Genomic DNA, 17,581 nt, shown 5'->3' on the forward strand with positions numbered 1-17,581 from the left:
CTCAGGACTTCCCCTCGCCACCGGCCGCCACGGTGAGGTCTTCCTCTTCCGGGAGGGCTTCGGTGTCGACGCCTCGGACCTGGGACAACTCGTGCTTGAGCGCGGCGAGTTCGGCACCGCCCGCCATGTGGTTGGTGAGTTCTTCCAGGGTGATCTGGTCGCGGGCGGCGGAGAGTTCCATGGTGCCCAGGCGCAGCACACTGAAGTGGTCGCCGACCATGTAGGCGTGGTGCGGGTTGTGGGTGATGAAGATGACGCCCAGTCCGCGGTCGCGGGCGGCGGCCACGTACTTGAGGACCACGCCGGACTGCTTGACGCCGAGCGCGGCGGTGGGCTCGTCGAGGATCAGCACACGCGCGCCGAAGTAGACGGCGCGGGCGATCGCGACGCACTGGCGCTGGCCGCCGGACAGGGTGCCGATGGGCTGCTCGAGGTCGTCGAGGATGATGCCCATGTTGCGCAGTTCCTCGTCGGCGGTCTTCTTCATCGCCTCGATGTCCAGGCGGCGGATCGGCCAGGGCCCCTTGGTCATCTCGGAGCCCAGGAAGAAGTTGCGCCACACCGGCATCAGGGGAACGACGGCGAGGTCCTGGTAGACGGTGGCGATGCCCTTGTCGAGGGCCTCGCGCGGGGTGGAGAAGCGTACGGGCTGTCCGTCGACGAGGAACTCGCCCTCGGTGTGCTGGTGCAGCCCGGAAATGATCTTGATGAGGGTGGACTTGCCGGCGCCGTTGTCCCCGAGCACACAGGTGACCTGGCTGGGCCGGACCTGGAGGCTGACCCCGTGCAGGGCCCGGATGTTGCCGTACGACTTGCCCGCGTTGCGCAGCTCGACGATCACTCCGTCGGTACCGAGGGCGGTGTCGGGGGTGTCGGCGAGGATGGCGCCGTGGGTGCCGGCTTCTTCGTTGCTGTTGGTCATGGGGTGGGTCACCTCCGGGTCGCCGCGCGGCTGACCCACAGATTGATCAGGACGGCGCCGAGCAGCATCACGCCGAGGAAGGCCTTGAACCAGTCCGGGTTCCAGTTCGCGAAGACGATGCCCTGCTGGACCATGCCGAACATGAACGCCCCGAACACCGGGCCGATCGCCGAACCGGCACCACCGGTCAGCAGACATCCGCCGATCACCGCGGCCGAGATGTAGATCAGCTCCTGGCCGACGCCCTCGCCGGACTGGACGGTGTTGAAGGAGAACAGGTTGTGCATGCCGACGAACCAGGCGCCGAAGCCGACCAGCATGAACAGCGAGATCTTCGTGAACGTCACCGGCACACCGACGGCTCGCGCGGAGTCCTTGTTGCCGCCGACGGCGAAGATCCAGTTGCCGTACTTGGTGCGCAGCAGCACCCAGGTCGCCAGGGCGGCGAAGACCAGCCAGTACACGATAGTGATCTTGATCTGTACGCCGCCGACGGTGAAGGAGTTCGCGAACACCTTCCTCGCCTGGTCGAAGCCGTCCATGTTGCTGATGTCGTCGGTGGCGACGTTGTCCGTGACGAGCTTGGTCACGGCGAGGTTGGCGCCCTGGAGGATGAGGAAGGTGCCCAGGGTGATCAGGAAGCTGGGCAGACCGGTCTTGACGACCAGCCAGCCGTTGAGGAACCCGATCGCCAGCGACACCAGGAGGGCCACGAACACGCCCGCCCACACGTTCAGGGTCAGCTGGAAGGCGAACATCGACGCGGTCAGTGCCGAGGTGATCACCGCGACGCCCGACGACAGGTCGAACTCGCCGCCGATCATCAGCAGGGCGACCGGCAGGGCCATGATCCCGATCGTCGACGACTGGTACAGGATCGTCGCCATCGAGCTGCCCTCGCGCACGGGCGGGGCGGCGATCAGGAAGAACACCCACACCGCCACCGCGCCGAGGAAGACCCCGACGTCGGGACGGGCCAACAGACGTATGGCGAGCGGGCGTTCAGCGGTCCGCCCGTCCTTGACCTTGCCGGGGCCGGGGGCCGGCGGTGTGGTCACCGCCGGCTCGGCGTGCTGGGTCATCCCCATCACCTGGTGCCCTTCGCGGCGAACTTGGCCACGGTCTCGACGTTGGACTTGTCCACGAAGGCCGGGCCGGTGAGCACCGGCTGCTCGCCGCCGCCCATGTAGTTGCCGTTGTTCTTGTAGAGCCACAGCGAGTCGATCGCCAGGTAGCCCTGGAGGTAGGGCTGCTGGTCGACGGCGAACTGGATGGTGCCCTTGCTGATGGCGCCCGTCAGGTCCTTGTTGAGGTCGAAGGTGGCGATCTTGGCCTTGCTGCCCGCGTCGGACACCGACTGCACCGCGGTCAGCGCGAAGGGCGCGCCGAGGGCGACGACGTAGTCGATGGACTTGTCCTGGGAGAGCTTGGCGGTGATCGTCGACTTCACGGACGGCATGTCGGTGCCGTTGACGTTCAGCGTCTGGAGCTTGCCGGTGAAGGTCTTCTTCACACCGTCGCAGCGCTGGGTCAGGCCGATGTTGCCCTGCTCCTGGATGACACAGACGGCGTTCTTGGCGCCCTCGTCGTTCAGCCGCTTGCCGAGCGCCTCACCGGCGACGGTCTCGTCCTGGCCGAAGAACTCCATCAGGCCGAGCTTCTGCCACTCGCTGACACCGGAGTTGAGGCCGACGACGGGTATGCCCGCCGCCTTGGCCTTGGAGACGACGTCCTTGAGGGCGTCGGGCTTGGCGAGGGTGATCGCGATGCCGTCGACCTTCTGGTCGATGGCGTTCTGGACCAGGTTGGCCTGGGCGGCGGCGCTCGGGTCGGCCGAGTACACCAGCTTGACGTTGTCCTTGTCGGCGGCGGCCTGGGCGCCCTTGCGGACGATGTCCCAGAAGGTGTCGCCGGGAGACTGGTGGGTGACCAGCGCGATGGTCATCCGGGGCGTGGTGGCCTTGCCCGCGGAGGCGCCGTCCGCGCTCTCCTCGGACTTCTTGCCGCCCGAGCTGCTGGAACAGCCGGCGAGCGTCAGGGCCGCGGCCGCGGCGAGGGCCACGACGGGAGCGAATCTCCGCGAACGGGAGAGAGAAGAGCGGTCCATCTTTCCTTGCACCTCACTGTGCGACGGGGAGAACGTCGGGAAAGGGGGCGGGATCTGTGAAAACGCGCCAACTTGCGTTGGGACGCGATCCAACTCCCCTGGCGCGGCCGCTGTCAATACTTTGTTAAGACATCATTTCACGAACAGGTCCGAATGTAAGTACAAACTATTGACAGCGTCGCCCTTCGAGTCCTACACCTGGGGGGCAACGGGCCCGAAGGGCCCCGCGTCCCCAGCCCGGATCGAGGAGCGTCGCGCATGGTCGAGCCAGTGCAGCAGTTCGACGTGATCAGTATGGGCCGTATCGGAGTTGATCTCCACCCGCAGCAGTCGGGGCCCGGGACCGCGAGGGCCCGGTCCTCGGGGCATGTTCTCGGGGGCTCGGCCGCCGATGTCGCGGTGGCCGCAGCCCGGCTCGGCCGGTCCGCCGCGGTCATCGCCCGCACCGGGACCGACGCCTTCGGCACGTATCTCCACCAGACCCTCACGGAGTCCGGCGTCGACGGCCGCTGGGTCACGGCCCACGAATCCGGATCCGCCCCGGTCACCTCCCGTGCGGCCGCCTACGAGCTCGACTGCTTCGCCATCCGCGCGGCCCGGATCTTCTGGATCACCGGGACCGGGCTGAGCGCGGAGCCGAGCCGCTCCGCCACACTCGCCGCCCTGAAGTGCCGCGACCGGACGAGCACCACGGTCTTCGACCTCGACTGGCGGCCGGCGCTGTGGAACGGCACGGCACAGGACGCCGCGCAGGAAGCCCGTCCGTACTACGCGGAGGCCCTGCGTCACGCGACCGTGGCGGTCGGCACCGTCGACGAGTGCGAGATCGCCACCGGCGGGCGCGAACCGCGGGCCTGCGCCGAGGCCCTGCTGGCCGCGGGCGTGGAACTGGCCGTGGTGAAGCAGGGTCCGAAGGGCGTGCTCGCCGTGCACCGAGACGGCACCACGGCCGAGGCCCCGCCCGTCCCGGTGGACGGGGTCGACGGCCCCGGCGCGGGCGACGCCTTCGGCGGCGCGCTCTGCCACGGACTGCTGTCCGGCTGGGACCTGGAGCGGACCGTCCGGTACGCCGGCACCGAGGCCGGCGCCCTCCTGGACGGCGTCTCACCGTGACGGACCGAGCCTGGCTCCAGAACTGACACCCACACCTCCTCGCCACCACACCGCACCGGAGAAGTCCTGATGAGCACCACCACCCGCCTGACCGTCGCCCAAGCCCTGGTGCGGTTCCTGTCCGTCCAGTACACGGAGCGGGACGGCGTACGGCACCGGCTGATCGCCGGGACCTGGGGCATCTTCGGCCACGGCAACGTGGCGGGCGTCGGCCAGGCCCTCCTGGAGGCGGGCGAGGACGCGATGCCGTTCCACCAGGGCCGCAACGAGCAGGCCATGGTCCACGCGGCCGTCGGCCACGCCCGCCAGCTGAACCGGCTGTCCGCCCAGGCGGTCACCACCTCGATCGGCCCGGGCGCCACGAACCTGGTCACCGGCGCCGCCCTGGCCACCATCAACCGCCTCCCGGTGCTGCTCCTGCCGGGCGACTACTTCGCCACCCGCCCCGCCGACCCGCTGCTCCAGCAGCTGGAGCACCCCACCGAGGCGGACGTGTCGGTGAACGACACCCTGCGCCCGGTGTCCCGCTTCTTCGACCGCATCCACCGCCCCGAGGCCCTCATCCCGTCCGCCCTCCAGGCCATGCGCGTCCTGTCGGACCCGGCCGAGACCGGCGCGGTCACCCTCGCCCTCCCCCAGGACGTGCAGGCGGAGGCGTACGACTGGCCCGAGGAGTTCTTCGCCGAGCGGGTGTGGCGGGTACGGCGTCCCGCGCCCGACCCGGTGGAGCTGGCGGAGGCGGTGCGGGCGATCCGCGCGGCCCACCGACCGGTGATCGTGGCGGGCGGCGGGGTCCACCACAGCGAGGCCGAGGAGGCCCTGAAGGCCCTCGTGGACGCCACCGGCATCCCCGTCACGTCCACCCAGGCGGGCAAGGGCTCGCTGCGCCACGGCCACCCCGCCGACCTGGGCGGCATCGGCCACACCGGCACAGCCGTCGCCGACGACCTCGCGCGCAGCGCGGACCTGGTCATCGGCGTCGGCACCCGGTACTCCGACTTCACCACCGCCTCCGGCACCCTCTTCCAGAACCCGGGCGTGCGCTTCCTCAACCTCAACATCACCGCCTTCGACGCCCACAAGCTGGCCGCGCGGACGGTCGTGTGCGATGCGCGGGCAGGTCTGGAGGCACTGGCGTCGGCACTGGCCGGCCACCGGGTGGAGGCGTCCTACGAGGCCGAGTACGGCACCGGCAAGCAGCGCTGGGAGCAGGTCGTGGCGCGGGCCTTCGAGGCCGCCGACGAGAACGCCGTACCGACCCAGACCCAGCTGCTCGGCGCGCTGGACGCGGTCGTCGGCGACGAGGACGTGGTGATCAACGCGGCCGGTTCGCTCCCCGGCGACCTGCACAAGCTGTGGCGGGCCCGCAGCGCGCGCCAGTACCACCTGGAGTACGGCTACTCCTGCATGGGCTACGAGATCCCGGCGGCCATCGGCGTCCAGCAGGCCACCCCGGACACGCCGGTGTGGGCGCTGGTCGGCGACGGCACCTACCTGATGATGCCGACCGAGCTGGTCACCGCCGTCCAGGAGGGCCTGCCGATCAACCTGGTCCTCATCCAGAACCACGGGTACGCCTCCATCGGCGGCCTCTCCGAGACCGTGGGCGGCGAGCGCTTCGGCACGGCCTACCGCTACCGGACCGCGGACGGCACCTTCAGCGGGGCCCCGCTCCCGGTCGACCTGGCGGCCAACGCGGCGAGCCTCGGCATGGACGTGCTGCGCGCCAAGACCGTACGGGAGCTGCGCGAGGCCCTGGCCGCGGCCCGCGCCTCGGACCGCCCGACCTGCGTCTACGTCGAGACGGACCCCGCGAACCCGGCCGCTCCCCCGACGGAGGCCTGGTGGGACGTGCCAGTGGCTCAGACGGCCTCGCGCGAGGCCGCGGTGGCGGCGCGGACGGAGTACGACCGCCGGACGGCCGCCCGCCGCACCCACCTCTGACCACCCGCCCCTGCCCCTCCGAGGGAGGTACCCCCCATGGCGAAGCTCCGCGACACCTCACGGGCCGCGACCGCGCCCGCGCTCGACTGCCTGGACTTCGCCCTGGACCGGGGCAGTCCGGTGCCGCTGTACTACCAGCTCGCCCGGCAGCTGGAGGAGGCGATCGAGCACGGCGTACTCGCCCCGGGCAACCTCCTGGGCAACGAGATCGACCTCTCGATCCGCCTCGGCCTGTCCCGCCCGACCGTCCGCCAGGCCATCCAGACCCTGGTGGAGAAGGGCCTGCTGGTCCGCCGGCGCGGGGTGGGCACGCAGGTGGTGCACAGCCAGGTCAAGCGCCCCCTGGAGCTCAGCAGCCTCTACGACGACCTGGAGGCGGCCGGGCAGGGTCCGGCCACGCGGGTGGTCCGCAACGAGACGGTGCCGGCGTCCGCCGACGTGGGCGCCGCGCTGTCCCTGCCGGAGGGCAGCGAGGTGATGCTGCTGGAGCGGCTGCGCCTGACCCACGGCCAGCCGGTGGCACTGCTGTGCAACTACCTCCCCGCCGGGCTGCTCCCGCTGGACAGCGACCGCCTCGAGAGCACCGGCCTCTACCGCATGCTCCGCACCGCCGGCATCACCCTGCACAGCGCCCGCCAGACCATCGGCGCCCGCCGCGCCACCCCGGAGGAGGCCGCCTGCCTCGACGAACAGGAGGGCACGGCAGTCCTGACCATGCAGCGCACGGCCTACGACGACACCGGCCGCGCGGTCGAGTACGGCACCCACATCTACCGGGCCTCGCGGTACGCGTTCGACTTCCAGCTGCTGGTCAGGCCCTGAGCGCCGACGTGAGGGCGAAGGCCGTCTCGACGAGCGCGATGTGGCTGGACGCCTGCGGGGTGTTGCCCAGCTGCCGTCCGGCGTCCGGGTCCCACTGCTCCGCCAGCAGGCCGACGTCGTTGCGTACCGCCAGGACCCGTTCGAACAGCTCCCGGGCGCGCTCCGGCTGCCCGGTGGCGGCGAGCGCGTCGGCGTACCAGAGGGAGCACGCGACGAAGGTGCCCTCGGTGCCGCTCAGGCCGTCGAGGTCCTGCCCGCCCTCCCCGGTGCGGCCCTCGCCGTAGCGGCGCAGGAACCCGCCGTGCTCCAGGCTCCGCATCGCGCGGACGGTGTCGCGCACCCGCCCGTCGGTGGCGGGCAGGAAGCCGAGCCGTGGGATCAGCAACGCCGACGCGTCGAGCGCCGACGAGCCGTAGCACTGCACGAAGGACCGCCGCCCGGGGTCCCAGCCCTCCCGGCAGACCTCTCGGTGGACGTCGTCGCGCAGCGTCCGCCAGCGGGCCGCGGAGTCGTTCCTGCCCAGCGCCTCCCCCATGCGCAGGGCCCGGTCGGCGGCCACCCACGCCATGACCTTGGAGTGCACGAACCGCCGCCCGGGGCCGGGCATCTGCCACAGGCCGTGGTCCGGCTCGCGCCAGTGCCGTCGCAGATGCTCCATGAACGCCTCGACGAGGGTCCACACATGGCCGGGTATCGGGACACCCGCCCGCAGGGACAGCCACAGTGTGTCGAGGACCTCGCCGTAGACGTCGAGTTGGGACTGGTGTGCCGTGGAGTTGCCGAACCGGACGGGGCGCGAGCCGGCGTAGCCGGGCAGCCAGGGGGCCTCCGTCTCGGCCAGGAGCCGCTGGCCGCCGACGCCGTAGACGGTCTGGAGGTCGGCGGGGTCGCCCGCGACGGCCCGCACCAGCCAGTCCAGCCAGGCCCTGGCCTCGTCGCGGTATCCGCAGCGCAGGAGGCAGGACAGGGCGAGGGTGGAGTCGCGCAGCCAGCAGAACCGGTGGTCCCAGTTGCGCTCCCCGCCGATGCTGCCGGGCAGCGAGGTGGTCGCGGCCGCGACGATGCCGCCGGTGGGCGCGTAGGTGAGTGCCTTGAGGGTGACGAGGGACCGCACCACGGCGTCCCGCCACGGGCCCTGGTAGCGGCAGCGGGCGACCCAGCGATGCCAGTGGTCGACGGTCTCCTTGAGCACGGTCTCCACGGGGACGGGCAGCGGCGCGGGCGGCTCGGGCCGGTGCGAGGGGGCCCAGACCAGCGTCAGCGCCAGCCGGTGGCCGGCCGGCAGGGTGACGTCCCAGTCGACGGTGTCCGCGCCGGGGACCGCCCGGACCGGTCCGTCCGCGCCGAGCCAGACGGCGTCCGGCCCGGCGACCGCGACGGTGCAGTGGCCGAGGTCCCGCACCCACGGCACGACCCGACCCTGGTGGAACCGCAGGCGCAGCGCGCTGCGCACGGTCACGGTGCCCGACAGGCCCTCGACCACCCGCACCAGGCTCGGCAGCCGGGTGCGGGGCGGCATGAAGTCGGTGACCCGCGCCTGGCCGCCCGGTGTGTCCCACAGGGAGTCCAGGACCAGCGTGCCGGGCCGGTACGCACGGCGTGTGCAGCGGCCGCCGCCCACCGGTGCGACCCGCCAGAAGCCGTTGTCCTCGGTGCCCAGCAGGGCGGCCAGACAGGCCGGGGAGTCGAAACGGGGCAGACACAGCCAGTCGACGGAGCCGTCCCTGCCGACCATGGCGGCGGTCTCCTGGTCGCCGACGAGGGCGTAGTCCTCGATGGGTGCGCTCATGACCTCAGACGAACCCTTCCCCTCCCCTCCCCCCGTTCGGCCCTGCGCAGCAGCGGCTCCCACCAGGACCGGTGGGTCCGGTACCACTCGACGGTCTCCGCGAGACCGGTGGAGAGGTCCTTGCGCGGATCGAAGCCGAGCTCGTCATGGATCTTGGTGCAGTCGACCGAGTAGCGGCGGTCGTGGACCGTGTGGTCGGCCACGAATCCGACCCTCCTCCAGTCGGCGCCGCACGCATTCAGCAGCAGTGCGGTCAGGTCGCGTACGGATCGTTCGTGGCCGCCGCCGATGTTGTAGACCTCGCCGGGGCGGCCGAGGGTGCGGACGAGTTCGATAGCGCGGACGTGGTCGTCGACGTGGAGCCAGTCACGGACGTCCTGTCCGCCGCCGTGCAGGAGCACTGGTCTGCCCTCGAGCAGCAGGCAGATGAACCGGGGGACGAGCCGCTCGGGGAACTGCCGGGGGCCGTAGGTCGTGGAGCCGCGGGCGACGCGGACGTCGAGGCCGTGGGTGCGGTGCCAGGCCAGCGCGATCAGGTCGGACGCGGCCTTGGCGGCGGCGCGGGGGGAGTTGGGCCGCAGCGGGGCGGTCTCCGACCAGGATCCGGCGCGGATCGAGCCGTACACCTCGTCGGAGGAGATGTGCACGAACCGCTTCGGCGCGTGCCGCAGGGCGGCGTCGACGAGGGTCTGGGTGCCGAGCACGTCGGTGCGGACACAGGCCTCGGCCTCCCGGCCGGGCCGGTCGACGTGGGTCTCGGCGGCGAAGTGCACGACCTGGTCGTGTGCGGTGAGCAGTTCGTCGACGAGGTCGAGGTCGCAGATGTCGCCCCGGACGAAGGCGAAGTGGTCCGTACCGCGCAGGTCGTCGAGGTCGGCCGGATCGCCGGCGTGCGTGAGCGCGTCCAGGACGGTCACCGCCACGTCCGACGGCCCGCCCGGCCCGAGCAGCGCACGGACGTAGTGCGAGCCGACGAACCCGGCTCCGCCGGTGACCAGGATCCGGGTAACGGTCATGACGGGGCCAGAACCTTGCTGCCACACCGGCACCCCGGCTGGCACGCCCGTCCTCGCAGACCGCGGGCCCGCCCGTTGCCACGACACACTCCGCCCGACAGGCCGCGGGCCCGCCCGCCGCCACAACACACCCCACCCCGCAGGCCCCGGGCCCGGTCGGCTGCGCGGATGGCGTGGGGTTGGTTCGGGGCTCGTCGGGCCGCGTTCATGGTGCTTCCGCCTTGTTCGTGTCGGGCAGTCGGGGGCGGCCGGGGGCGTGCAGGGTCCAGCCCGCTGCGTGCCAGGCCTGGGGGTCGAGGGTGTGGCGGGCGTCGATGATCACCGGGGTGCGCACGACCGAGGCCAGCACCGCGGGGTCGAGGTCCCGGTACTGGGGCCAGTCGGTGAGGTGCAGCACCACGTCCGCCTGGTCGCACGTCTTGGTCACGTCCGGTGCGAACGGGAGCGCCGGATGGGCGGCACGCGCGTGGTCGGCCGCCTCGGGGTCGTGGACGCACACCCGGGCGCCCCGCCGGCGTACGGCCTCGGCGACGGCCAGCGCGGGCGAGTCCCGGACGTCGTCGCTGCCGGGTTTGAAGGCGGCCCCGAGGACGGCGACCCGGCGCCCCGCCAAGGACCCGCCGGCCAGGCGCTCCGCGAGCTCGACCGTCCGAAGCCGCTGCCGTGTGTTGATGGCGTCGACCTCGCGCAGGAAGGCCACCGACGCCCCGAGCCCCAGTTCCTCGGCGCAGTCGACGAAGGCCCGGATGTCCTTGGGCAGGCAGCTGCCGCCGAACCCCAGACCGGGCACGAGGAAGCCCGGCCCGATACGGGGGTCGACCCCCATCGCCCCGGCCAGCGTCAGCACGTCCGCGCCGGTGGCGTCGCAGATCTCCGCCATGGCGTTGATGAAGGACACCTTGGTGGCGAGGAAGGAGTTGGAGGCGAGCTTGACCAGTTCGGCGGTGGCCAGGTCGGTGGCGATGAAGGGCACGCCCAGCCGGGTCAAGGGCGCGTAGACCTCCCGCAGCCGCTCCTCGGCGTACGCGGTGGGGACGCCCGCCACGATGCGCTCCGGCCGCAGGGCGTCCTGGACGGCGCGGCCCTCGCGCAGGAACTCCGGGTTCCAGGCGACGTCGGCGACGGTGCCGAGCCGTTCCGCCAGGCGCTGTGCCGTCCCGACCGGCACGGTGGACTTGCCGACGACGAGCACCCGCCCCTCCCGACCGTCGAGCCGGTTCCCGGAGAGGCACGCGGTCAGCTCGTCCACGGCGCCCTCGACGTACCGCAGGTCGGCGGCGCCCGACCCGGGCAGGGGCGGTGTGCCGACGCAGACGAAGTGGGTGGCGGCGAACCGGGCGGCTTCGGCTGTCGAGGTGGTGAACCGCAGCCGGCCCCGGTCCACGGCGCGTTTGAGCATCCCGGCGAGCCCGGGCTCGAAGAACGGCGGTCGGCCGCAGGTGAGCGCCGCGACCCGCTCCGGGTCGACGTCGACGCCGAGGACCTCGTGCCCGATGTCCGCCATGCAGGCGGCGTGCACGGCTCCTACGTATCCGGTGCCGATGACGGTGAGGCGCATGTCGATCTCCCGGGGGGGCGGCGCGAGGGGCGGGGGCGGTGGCCGGATCAGGGGCCGGGGGCCGGACCGGGCGGCGGGAGGCCGAGGAGCTCGCGGTAGCAGGCGTCGATACCGGCGCACATGGCCTCGGGGGTGAAGCCCCGGCGGGCCCGGCGGCGGCCCTGACGGCCCATGTCGGCGGCCTGCCGCGGGTGGTCGAACAGCCAGCGGACGGCCCGCGCCGCCCGCTCCGGGTCGGCCGGCGGGACGAGCAGCCCGGTGGCACCGTGCTCCACCAGGTCCGGTACGCCGTTCACGGCCGTGGCGACCACCGGGCGGGCGGTCGCGAGGGCCTCGGTGAGCGCCCGGCCGAGACCCTCGTAGAGGGACGTGATCACGAAGACGTCCAGCCCGGCCACCAGCCAGGCGGCGTCCGTCCGGTGCCCGGTGAGGGTCAGCTCGACGCCCAGCTCCGCGGCCAGCCGCCTGACCGCCCCTTCCAGCGGCCCGTCGCCGATCATCACGAAGGCGGTGTCCGGGCGCTCGGCGCGCAGTGCGGCCGCCATGCGGACGAAGTCCAGAGGGGCCTTCTGACGGTCGAGCCGGCCCACGGTGCCGACGAGGGGTGTCGCTTGCGGCGCCCCGAGCACGCGTCGGGCGACCGGATCGAACCGTTCGGGAATGTGGGCCAGTTCGACCGCGGACGGCACGACACGGACCGCCCCCGGTGGGGCGAGGCGCTCCTCGACCGCCTGTTCGGCCACGCGGGGCGCGACGGCGAGGAAGCGGTGGGTGAAGCGCCGCGTGACGCGTTCCAGGCGGCGGTAGAGCAGCCGTCGGGAGCGGGACTGGTACGGGTGGAAGCTCACCCCGTGGAAGGTGTGCACGACCACCGGTGTGTGGCACAGCCGGGCCGCGAGGCGGCCGAGGAAGCCGCCCTTGGCGGAGTGGGTGTGCACGACGGTGAACCGCTCGTCCCTGACCAGGCGCGTCAGCCGCCACAGCACCACCAGGTCCACGGGGGTCAGCGTGTGCCGGAAGCCGGGGATCTCGACCGTGCGCACCCCGCCGGCCCGGGCCCGGTCCCAGAGCTCGCCCCCGGGAACTCCGGCGATCCAGACCTCGTAGCGGGCGGGGTCCATGCCGAGGGCCGACAGCAGGGTGTTGCCGCCGGCCCCGGCCTCGAGGCGGGTGATGACGTGGAGGACCTTGATGCGGGAGACCGTCGGCGGGGGCGGCAGCTCGGCCGCCGAGGCGACCTGCGGGGGCGTGCCCGGCCAGTCGGCGTCGCCGATCCGACGTCCCGAGCCGGGGACGAGCGTCCCGTGCCGCATCATCCATCACCGCCAGAAACCGTATATTTACGGTGTATACGTACATCTTCTCCCACCGGGCGATCCGGGTCAATCCGGGCGAGGATGTCAGATGACGTGCCCGTCGGAGGAACGGGCCGTCGTGGGATCCCGGGGGACCGAGGAGCACGCATGGTCCTGGCCGAACTGGACGTGATCAGGCCGCTGTTGGTGTGCCCGCGCTGCCGTGCGGAGCTGGAGAGCGACGCGGCGGGCACCGGTGGGCTGCGGTGCGCGGCGCCGGACTGCGCGTATCACGCGTCCCCGGCGTTCCCCGACGCGGCGGGCCGGCCCGTGCTCGTGGACTTCGAGCACAGCGTGGTCCGCCGGGAGGCGGTCGCCGCCCTCGCGTCCCCCGCGCACGTGCACCGGGGAGCCGACGCGCTGCCCACGCCGCTGCGGCGCATCGCCAAGCCGCCCAACCGGGCCGCCGCCCACAACATCGACCTGCTGCTGCGTGCCCTGCCGGGTCCGGCGCCGACGCTCCTCGTGGTGGGCGGGGCGACGGTCGGGAACGGGGTGGAGGCGATCTACCGGGACGAACGCGTGCGGGTGATCGGGTTCGACATCGTCACGAGCCCGGCGACCCAGTTCGTCGCCGACGCCCACCGCATCCCGCTGCGTGCGTCCTGTGTCGACGCGGTGCTGGTACAGGCCGTGCTGGAGCATGTGCTGGACCCCGCGCAGGTGGTCGCCGAGATCCACCGGGTGCTGAAGGACGACGGGCTGGTCTATGCCGAGACCCCGTTCCTGCAACAGGTCCACGCGGGTGCCCACGACTTCACGCGCTTCACCGCGAGCGGCCACCGCTACCTCTTCCGGCGGTTCGAGGAACTGGCCGCCGGTCCCGTCGCCGGCCCCGGCACCCAGCTGCTGTGGAGCGTCGACCACCTGGTGCGGGGGCTGACCCGCACCGCCCTCGCGGGGCGCGCGACCCGGGCGGCCCTCTTCTGGCTGCGCGGCCTCGACCACCTCGTGCCGCCGGACTTCGCCCAGGACGACGCGTCGGCGCTGTACTTCCTGGGGCGCCGTCGGGACCGGGAGATGACGCCGGAGGAGATCATCGCCTACTACCGGGGGGCGCAGGTGCCGTCGTGACCTCCGGCGGCCGCGCGCGCAGCATCGCCGTGAGGCCGGTGCGGAGGTCCGTGGCCGGGCGGTAGGCGAAGGCGTCGCGGGCCAGGGTGATGTCGGCGGCGGTGCGGCGGGCGTCGCCCGGGCGGGCGGGGCCCGGTACCAGGCGCACCGGAGCGGCCAACCCGCCGAGCAGGTCTATGACCTGACGCAGGGTCACCTCGCTGCCGCCGCCCAGGTTGGCGACCCCGGACCAGGAGGAGAGCGCGGCCGCACGCATCGCGGCGACCACGTCCCCGACGTAGGTGAAGTCGCGGCTCTGGCCGCCGTCGCCGTACAGCGGGAAGGGGCGGTGGCTGCGGGCGGCCTCGATCAGGCGGGCGAAGGCCATGTCGGGCCGCTGTCCGGGGCCGTAGACGCTGAAGAGCCGCAGCGAGGCCGCCGGGACGCCGAAGACGGAGCGGTAGGTCTCGCACAGCTGCTCCGCGGCGAGCTTGGTCACGCCGTACGGGGAGACCGGCCGGGGGCGCACGGTCTCCGGGGTCGGGTAGGCCTCCGCGTCGCCGTACACGGACGAGCTGGAGGCGAAGACCAGGCGGCGCAGCCGGGTGTCCCGGGCCGCTTCCAGGACCCGTTGGGTGACCAGGACGTTGCGTTCCAGGTAGACGGCGAACTCGGGTCCCCAGGAGCCGCGTACGCCGGGCTGCCCCGCGAGGTGGTAGACGGCGTCGGTGTGGCCGAAGAGCGGCCGCAGGGGCAGGTCGAGCAGGTCGCCGTGGCGGAAGCGGAAGCCCTCCCGGCCGAGCAGCCGGTCGAGGTTGAGCCGCTTGCGGGCGGGGTCGTAGAAATCCGTGAAGGAGTCGACCCCGACGACCTCGTCCCCGTGGGACAGCAGGTGTGCGCACAGGTGGGAGCCGATGAACCCGGCCGCGCCCGTCACCACGGCGCGCATCAGGACCAGCCCCCTCGGCGCCCCCGGTCCGCGTCCCGCGGAACGCGGAGCACGTAGAGGGCGGTCCGTGCGACATAGCGCAGGACGTTCCGCACGGAGGCCCGGTCGAGGAACTCCGCGTCCAGGGCGGTGCGTCGGGGCACCAGGACCCGCAGGTAGTACGCCTCGGGATCGGGGCGGCCGTCCAGTTGGGCGGCGTAGGCGCGCGAGCGGAGCTGGCAGGGGCCGGTGAGGCCCGGTCGGTACCGGAACACCCACTGGTGTTCCGGCGGGTAGCGCCGTGCGAGGTCCGGGATCTCGGGGCGGGGGCCGACCAGGGTCATGTCGCCGCGCAGGACGTTCCAGAGCTGCGGAAGTTCGTCGAGGCCGAGTCGGCGCAGCAGCCGGCCGGTGGCCGTGACTCTCGGGTCGGCGCCCCCGGCGACCTGGGGGCCCGCACTGCCGCTGCGCATGCTGCGGAACTTGTACAGGGTGAACTCCCGCCCGCCCTCCCCCGTCCGTGCCTGCCGGAACAGGACCGGTCGGCCGCTCGTCACGGCGACCAGCAGCGCGAGCAGGGCCAGCAGGGGCGCGAGGACCACCAGGAGGGTCAGCGCGACGACGACGTCGAGGATCCGGCGCGAGGCCGGGAGCCGCGCCGGGCTGGTCGCGGGCAGGACGACGTGGGGAGTCTCGTCAACGGTGCGCATGGGACGGACCGCCTCGTTTCCTGGTCGTGTCGGCGGGTGCCGGGGTACGGACGGGCGGGCCGTCCTCGTCGCGGTCGGTGATCGGCCGCGCGGAGGCGGTCGGGCCGTCCTCGTCGCGGTCGGTGATCGGCCGCGCGGAGGGGGGCGGGCCGTCCTGGCCGGTGCGGAGCCGGCGCACGTACCGGCCGTAGACGGCCACGGTGGTCCGCAGCTCCGTCCACCGGCCGTGCGCAGCGGCGGACGCCAGCCGTGCGGCCGGCTCCACGGACAGGGTCAGTGCCGTGAGCAGCCGTGCCCGGGACCTCGGCCAGTGCAGGGCGGCGTAGGTGCCACGGCTGCACAGCATCAAGTAGTGGCGCCAGGGCCCGAGTTGGGCGGAGCTCACGTTCTCGGCGTGCTGTACCCGGGCCTGTCGGAGGTAGTACGAGGGCCAGCCGGCCTCGCGGGCCCGCAGCGCGAAGTCGACGTCCTCCAGGTAGAGGAAGTAGCGCTCGTCGAAGCCGTTCAGTTCGGTGAACAGGGGGCGGCGCACCAGGAAGAACGCTCCGATCACCTGGTCCACCGGCCCCGAGCGGGCCAGGTCCGACGGGGGGAGGTGGTGGGGCGGGAAGAGGGCGGGGGCCAGCCGGTCGAGGCCGGTCATCTTGCCCACCCAGATGCGCAGGCTGGGGAAGCGCGAGCACGAGATCTGCGGACGGCCCTGCTCGTCCACCATGAGCCCGCCGACGATCCCGAAGCCGTGTGCGGCCGGTGTCCCCAGGAACCGGCCGACGGCCCGCAGGGTGTCGGGGTACAACCGGGCGTCGGGGTTGAGGAAGAGCACGTAGTCACCGCTCCCCCGGGCCGCCCCCTGATTGCAGGCGGCGGCGAATCCGCGGTTGCGCGTGTTGCGGACCACGTCGAGCGGGATGCCGGCGGCGGTCAGGCCGTGAAGGGAGTCGTCGGTGGAGGCGTTGTCGACGACGACGATCCGCGTCACGCGCAGCCGCGAGCGGTCCGTCTCGGCGATCGAGCGCAGGCAGTCGCCCAGGTACCGGCCGGTGTTCCAGTTGACGATCACGATGTCGGCGGTCGGCACGGGGTGCTCGGCGGCGGTCACGGGGACACCGGTCCGAGCTCCAGGGCCGCCGCCCAGCGCGGCAGCCAGGCGTCGTACGAGTACCTTCGGCCGCAGGTCTCCCGCGCGGCCCGGCCCAGGCGGGCCCGGCCGTCCGCGGACGTGTCGATGAGCCCGAGGATCGCGGCGGTCCATTCGTCCCGGTCGAGGGCGGCGGGCATGCCCAGCTCGGACAGCAGCTCGGAGTTGACGCCGAGCGGGGTCGCGACCGCGGGCAGGCCGGCCGCGGCGTACTGGAGGAGTTTGTAGCCGCACTTGCCGAGGCTGTAGGCGGTGGGCGCCAGCGGCATCAGTCCGATGTCCATCGCAGACAGCGCCTCCCGCTGACTGTCCGGGCTCCAGGCGATCCGGTCGATGAGGGACTCCAGAGCGCCGAGGGTGGGCGTGGTGGTGCCGACGAGCGTGAGCCGGGCGCCGGTGCGCCGGTGGACCTCGTGGAGCGCCTCGGAGATCAGCAGCAGACACGCCTCGTTGTGCGGGGAGCCGATCCAGCCGAGCCGCGGCGGGTCGTGCAGCGCGTAGGAACCCTTGGGCACGTAGTCCCGCAGGGCCACGCAGCTCGGTATGACCACGACGTCACGGTGGCGTTCGCGGGCCCACTCGGCCAGCACGGAGTTGCCGGCGATGACCCGGTCCGCGTGCGCCACGGCCACCCGGGCCTTGGCCGCCTTGGGAGCGAGTCCGCGCACGAGGCCGCCCTCGCCCCGGTCCCACTGCAGGGCGTCGTCGAAGTCGTAGACGGCGAACTCCGCGCTCGACAGGAGCCGCCGCTCCCACCAGCCGCGGCTGAGCGGGGAGGCCTCCCGGTGCAGCAGCAGCCGCCGGGGCCGGGCGCGTACGACGTCGGCGAGCCGCAGCTCCGCCCGGGCCAGGGACAGCGGGTGCCGTACGAGGCGGGCGGGGGCGGCGTCGGGCAGGGAGAGGTAGCTGCCGACGGCGAAGTCCGTGCCGATGCGGTCGAGCCACTCGAAGACACGGACCCGCGAGCTTCCGGCGCCCCGGCCGTAGGGGGTGATCGCGAAGCAGTCCGAGCCGTGATCCACAGATCCTCACCCCTCAAAGCGGGTCAAATCTGTATATTTACGGTGTATACGTACACCTTAACCACACGACGGGACAGGCGACAAGCTCGCGGTCCGGACGAGAC

At 72.7% G+C, this 17,581-nt stretch carries 15 protein-coding genes; 4 read left to right on the plus strand and 11 right to left on the minus strand.

Annotated elements, in window-relative coordinates:
* Position 1: 1 nt before the first annotated feature.
* Genes OHN19_RS05935 through OHN19_RS05945 form a run of 3 tightly spaced genes read right to left on the minus strand, consistent with a single transcriptional unit; the run spans position 2 to position 3,029 of the window.
* Entirely contained in the window at positions 2-922 is a 921-nt protein-coding gene (locus OHN19_RS05935; RefSeq protein ID WP_330263124.1) for an ATP-binding cassette domain-containing protein, read from the minus strand.
* A gap of 8 nt (positions 923-930) precedes the next feature.
* Complete coding sequence (locus tag OHN19_RS05940) at positions 931-2,010, minus strand: ABC transporter permease (RefSeq protein ID WP_330263125.1); 1,080 nt, start codon at positions 2,008-2,010, stop codon at positions 931-933.
* Entirely contained in the window at positions 2,010-3,029 is a 1,020-nt protein-coding gene (locus OHN19_RS05945; RefSeq protein ID WP_330263126.1) for a sugar ABC transporter substrate-binding protein, read from the minus strand. Before OHN19_RS05945 ends, OHN19_RS05940 begins: the two co-directional genes overlap by 1 nt.
* 258 nt (positions 3,030-3,287) lie before the next feature.
* On the opposite strand from OHN19_RS05945, the gene OHN19_RS05950 reads away from it, so the two are divergent.
* The 3 genes from OHN19_RS05950 (at position 3,288) to OHN19_RS05960 (ending at position 6,908) form a co-directional block, all read left to right on the plus strand.
* Positions 3,288-4,142 (plus strand): PfkB family carbohydrate kinase, encoded by an 855-nt coding sequence (locus OHN19_RS05950; protein WP_330263127.1) that lies wholly within the window; start codon positions 3,288-3,290, stop codon positions 4,140-4,142.
* Positions 4,143-4,211: 69 nt separating this feature from the next.
* Positions 4,212-6,086: a 3D-(3,5/4)-trihydroxycyclohexane-1,2-dione acylhydrolase (decyclizing) gene (gene iolD / locus OHN19_RS05955; RefSeq protein ID WP_330263128.1), complete on the plus strand. Its 1,875-nt coding sequence runs from the start codon at positions 4,212-4,214 to the stop codon at positions 6,084-6,086.
* 36 nt (positions 6,087-6,122) lie between these two features.
* The gene (locus OHN19_RS05960) at positions 6,123-6,908 is read left to right on the plus strand and encodes a GntR family transcriptional regulator (protein WP_330263129.1); all 786 of its coding nucleotides are present in this window, start codon (positions 6,123-6,125) and stop codon (positions 6,906-6,908) included.
* Here OHN19_RS05960 and OHN19_RS05965 read toward each other — a convergent pair.
* The 4 genes from OHN19_RS05965 to OHN19_RS05980 form a co-directional block, all read right to left on the minus strand.
* A complete protein-coding gene (locus OHN19_RS05965) occupies positions 6,898-8,697 on the minus strand; it encodes a glycoside hydrolase family 15 protein (protein ID WP_330263130.1) in 1,800 nt (599 codons plus the stop codon). The two genes, OHN19_RS05960 and OHN19_RS05965, sit on opposite strands and share 11 nt — an antisense overlap.
* Positions 8,694-9,713, minus strand: a complete 1,020-nt coding sequence (locus OHN19_RS05970) for a dTDP-glucose 4,6-dehydratase (RefSeq protein WP_330263131.1) — start codon at positions 9,711-9,713, stop codon at positions 8,694-8,696. The genes OHN19_RS05965 and OHN19_RS05970 overlap by 4 nt, the downstream gene beginning before the upstream one ends.
* Positions 9,714-9,918: 205 nt before the next feature.
* Positions 9,919-11,271: a UDP-glucose/GDP-mannose dehydrogenase family protein gene (locus tag OHN19_RS05975; protein WP_330263132.1), complete on the minus strand. Its 1,353-nt coding sequence runs from the start codon at positions 11,269-11,271 to the stop codon at positions 9,919-9,921.
* Between the two features lie 47 nt (positions 11,272-11,318).
* The gene (locus OHN19_RS05980) at positions 11,319-12,584 is read right to left on the minus strand and encodes a glycosyltransferase (protein WP_330263133.1); all 1,266 of its coding nucleotides are present in this window, start codon (positions 12,582-12,584) and stop codon (positions 11,319-11,321) included.
* A 150-nt stretch (positions 12,585-12,734) separates the two neighbouring features.
* On the opposite strand from OHN19_RS05980, the gene OHN19_RS05985 reads away from it, so the two are divergent.
* The gene (locus tag OHN19_RS05985; protein ID WP_330263134.1) at positions 12,735-13,700 is read left to right on the plus strand and encodes a class I SAM-dependent methyltransferase; all 966 of its coding nucleotides are present in this window, start codon (positions 12,735-12,737) and stop codon (positions 13,698-13,700) included.
* On the opposite strand, the gene OHN19_RS05990 is transcribed toward OHN19_RS05985, so the two are convergent.
* From OHN19_RS05990 to OHN19_RS06005, 4 genes are read right to left on the minus strand one after another with little or no spacing between them, the layout of a single operon-like run.
* Positions 13,663-14,628 (minus strand): NAD-dependent epimerase/dehydratase family protein, encoded by a 966-nt coding sequence (locus tag OHN19_RS05990; protein WP_330263135.1) that lies wholly within the window; start codon positions 14,626-14,628, stop codon positions 13,663-13,665. The two genes, OHN19_RS05985 and OHN19_RS05990, sit on opposite strands and share 38 nt — an antisense overlap.
* Complete coding sequence (locus OHN19_RS05995; RefSeq protein ID WP_330263136.1) at positions 14,628-15,317, minus strand: sugar transferase; 690 nt, start codon at positions 15,315-15,317, stop codon at positions 14,628-14,630. Before OHN19_RS05995 ends, OHN19_RS05990 begins: the two co-directional genes overlap by 1 nt.
* Positions 15,304-16,416, minus strand: a complete 1,113-nt coding sequence (locus tag OHN19_RS06000; protein WP_330263137.1) for a glycosyltransferase family 2 protein — start codon at positions 16,414-16,416, stop codon at positions 15,304-15,306. Before OHN19_RS06000 ends, OHN19_RS05995 begins: the two co-directional genes overlap by 14 nt.
* Positions 16,413-17,477: a glycosyltransferase family 4 protein gene (locus OHN19_RS06005; RefSeq protein ID WP_330263138.1), complete on the minus strand. Its 1,065-nt coding sequence runs from the start codon at positions 17,475-17,477 to the stop codon at positions 16,413-16,415. The genes OHN19_RS06000 and OHN19_RS06005 overlap by 4 nt, the downstream gene beginning before the upstream one ends.
* Positions 17,478-17,581 lie beyond the last annotated feature (104 nt).

It is taken from the genome of Streptomyces griseorubiginosus (assembly GCF_036345115.1).
Lineage (GTDB): Bacteria > Actinomycetota > Actinomycetes > Streptomycetales > Streptomycetaceae > Streptomyces > Streptomyces griseorubiginosus_C.

What these genes read in the sequence shown, in the direction of transcription:
- OHN19_RS05950 (WP_330263127.1), top strand. Translation starts at nt 3,288, where the DNA reads ATGGTCGAGCCAGTGCAGCAGTTCGACGTGATCAGTATGGGCCGTATC.
- OHN19_RS05935 (WP_330263124.1), bottom strand. Translation starts at nt 922, where the DNA reads ATGACCAACAGCAACGAAGAAGCCGGCACCCACGGCGCCATCCTCGCC.
- OHN19_RS05970 (WP_330263131.1), bottom strand. Translation starts at nt 9,713, where the DNA reads ATGACCGTTACCCGGATCCTGGTCACCGGCGGAGCCGGGTTCGTCGGC.
- OHN19_RS05945 (WP_330263126.1), bottom strand. Translation starts at nt 3,029, where the DNA reads ATGGACCGCTCTTCTCTCTCCCGTTCGCGGAGATTCGCTCCCGTCGTG.
- iolD (WP_330263128.1), top strand. Translation starts at nt 4,212, where the DNA reads ATGAGCACCACCACCCGCCTGACCGTCGCCCAAGCCCTGGTGCGGTTC.
- OHN19_RS05965 (WP_330263130.1), bottom strand. Translation starts at nt 8,697, where the DNA reads ATGAGCGCACCCATCGAGGACTACGCCCTCGTCGGCGACCAGGAGACC.
- OHN19_RS05975 (WP_330263132.1), bottom strand. Translation starts at nt 11,271, where the DNA reads ATGCGCCTCACCGTCATCGGCACCGGATACGTAGGAGCCGTGCACGCC.
- OHN19_RS05985 (WP_330263134.1), top strand. Translation starts at nt 12,735, where the DNA reads ATGGTCCTGGCCGAACTGGACGTGATCAGGCCGCTGTTGGTGTGCCCG.
- OHN19_RS05990 (WP_330263135.1), bottom strand. Translation starts at nt 14,628, where the DNA reads ATGCGCGCCGTGGTGACGGGCGCGGCCGGGTTCATCGGCTCCCACCTG.
- OHN19_RS05960 (WP_330263129.1), top strand. Translation starts at nt 6,123, where the DNA reads ATGGCGAAGCTCCGCGACACCTCACGGGCCGCGACCGCGCCCGCGCTC.
- OHN19_RS05995 (WP_330263136.1), bottom strand. Translation starts at nt 15,317, where the DNA reads ATGCGCACCGTTGACGAGACTCCCCACGTCGTCCTGCCCGCGACCAGC.
- OHN19_RS05940 (WP_330263125.1), bottom strand. Translation starts at nt 2,010, where the DNA reads ATGGGGATGACCCAGCACGCCGAGCCGGCGGTGACCACACCGCCGGCC.
- OHN19_RS05980 (WP_330263133.1), bottom strand. Translation starts at nt 12,584, where the DNA reads ATGCGGCACGGGACGCTCGTCCCCGGCTCGGGACGTCGGATCGGCGAC.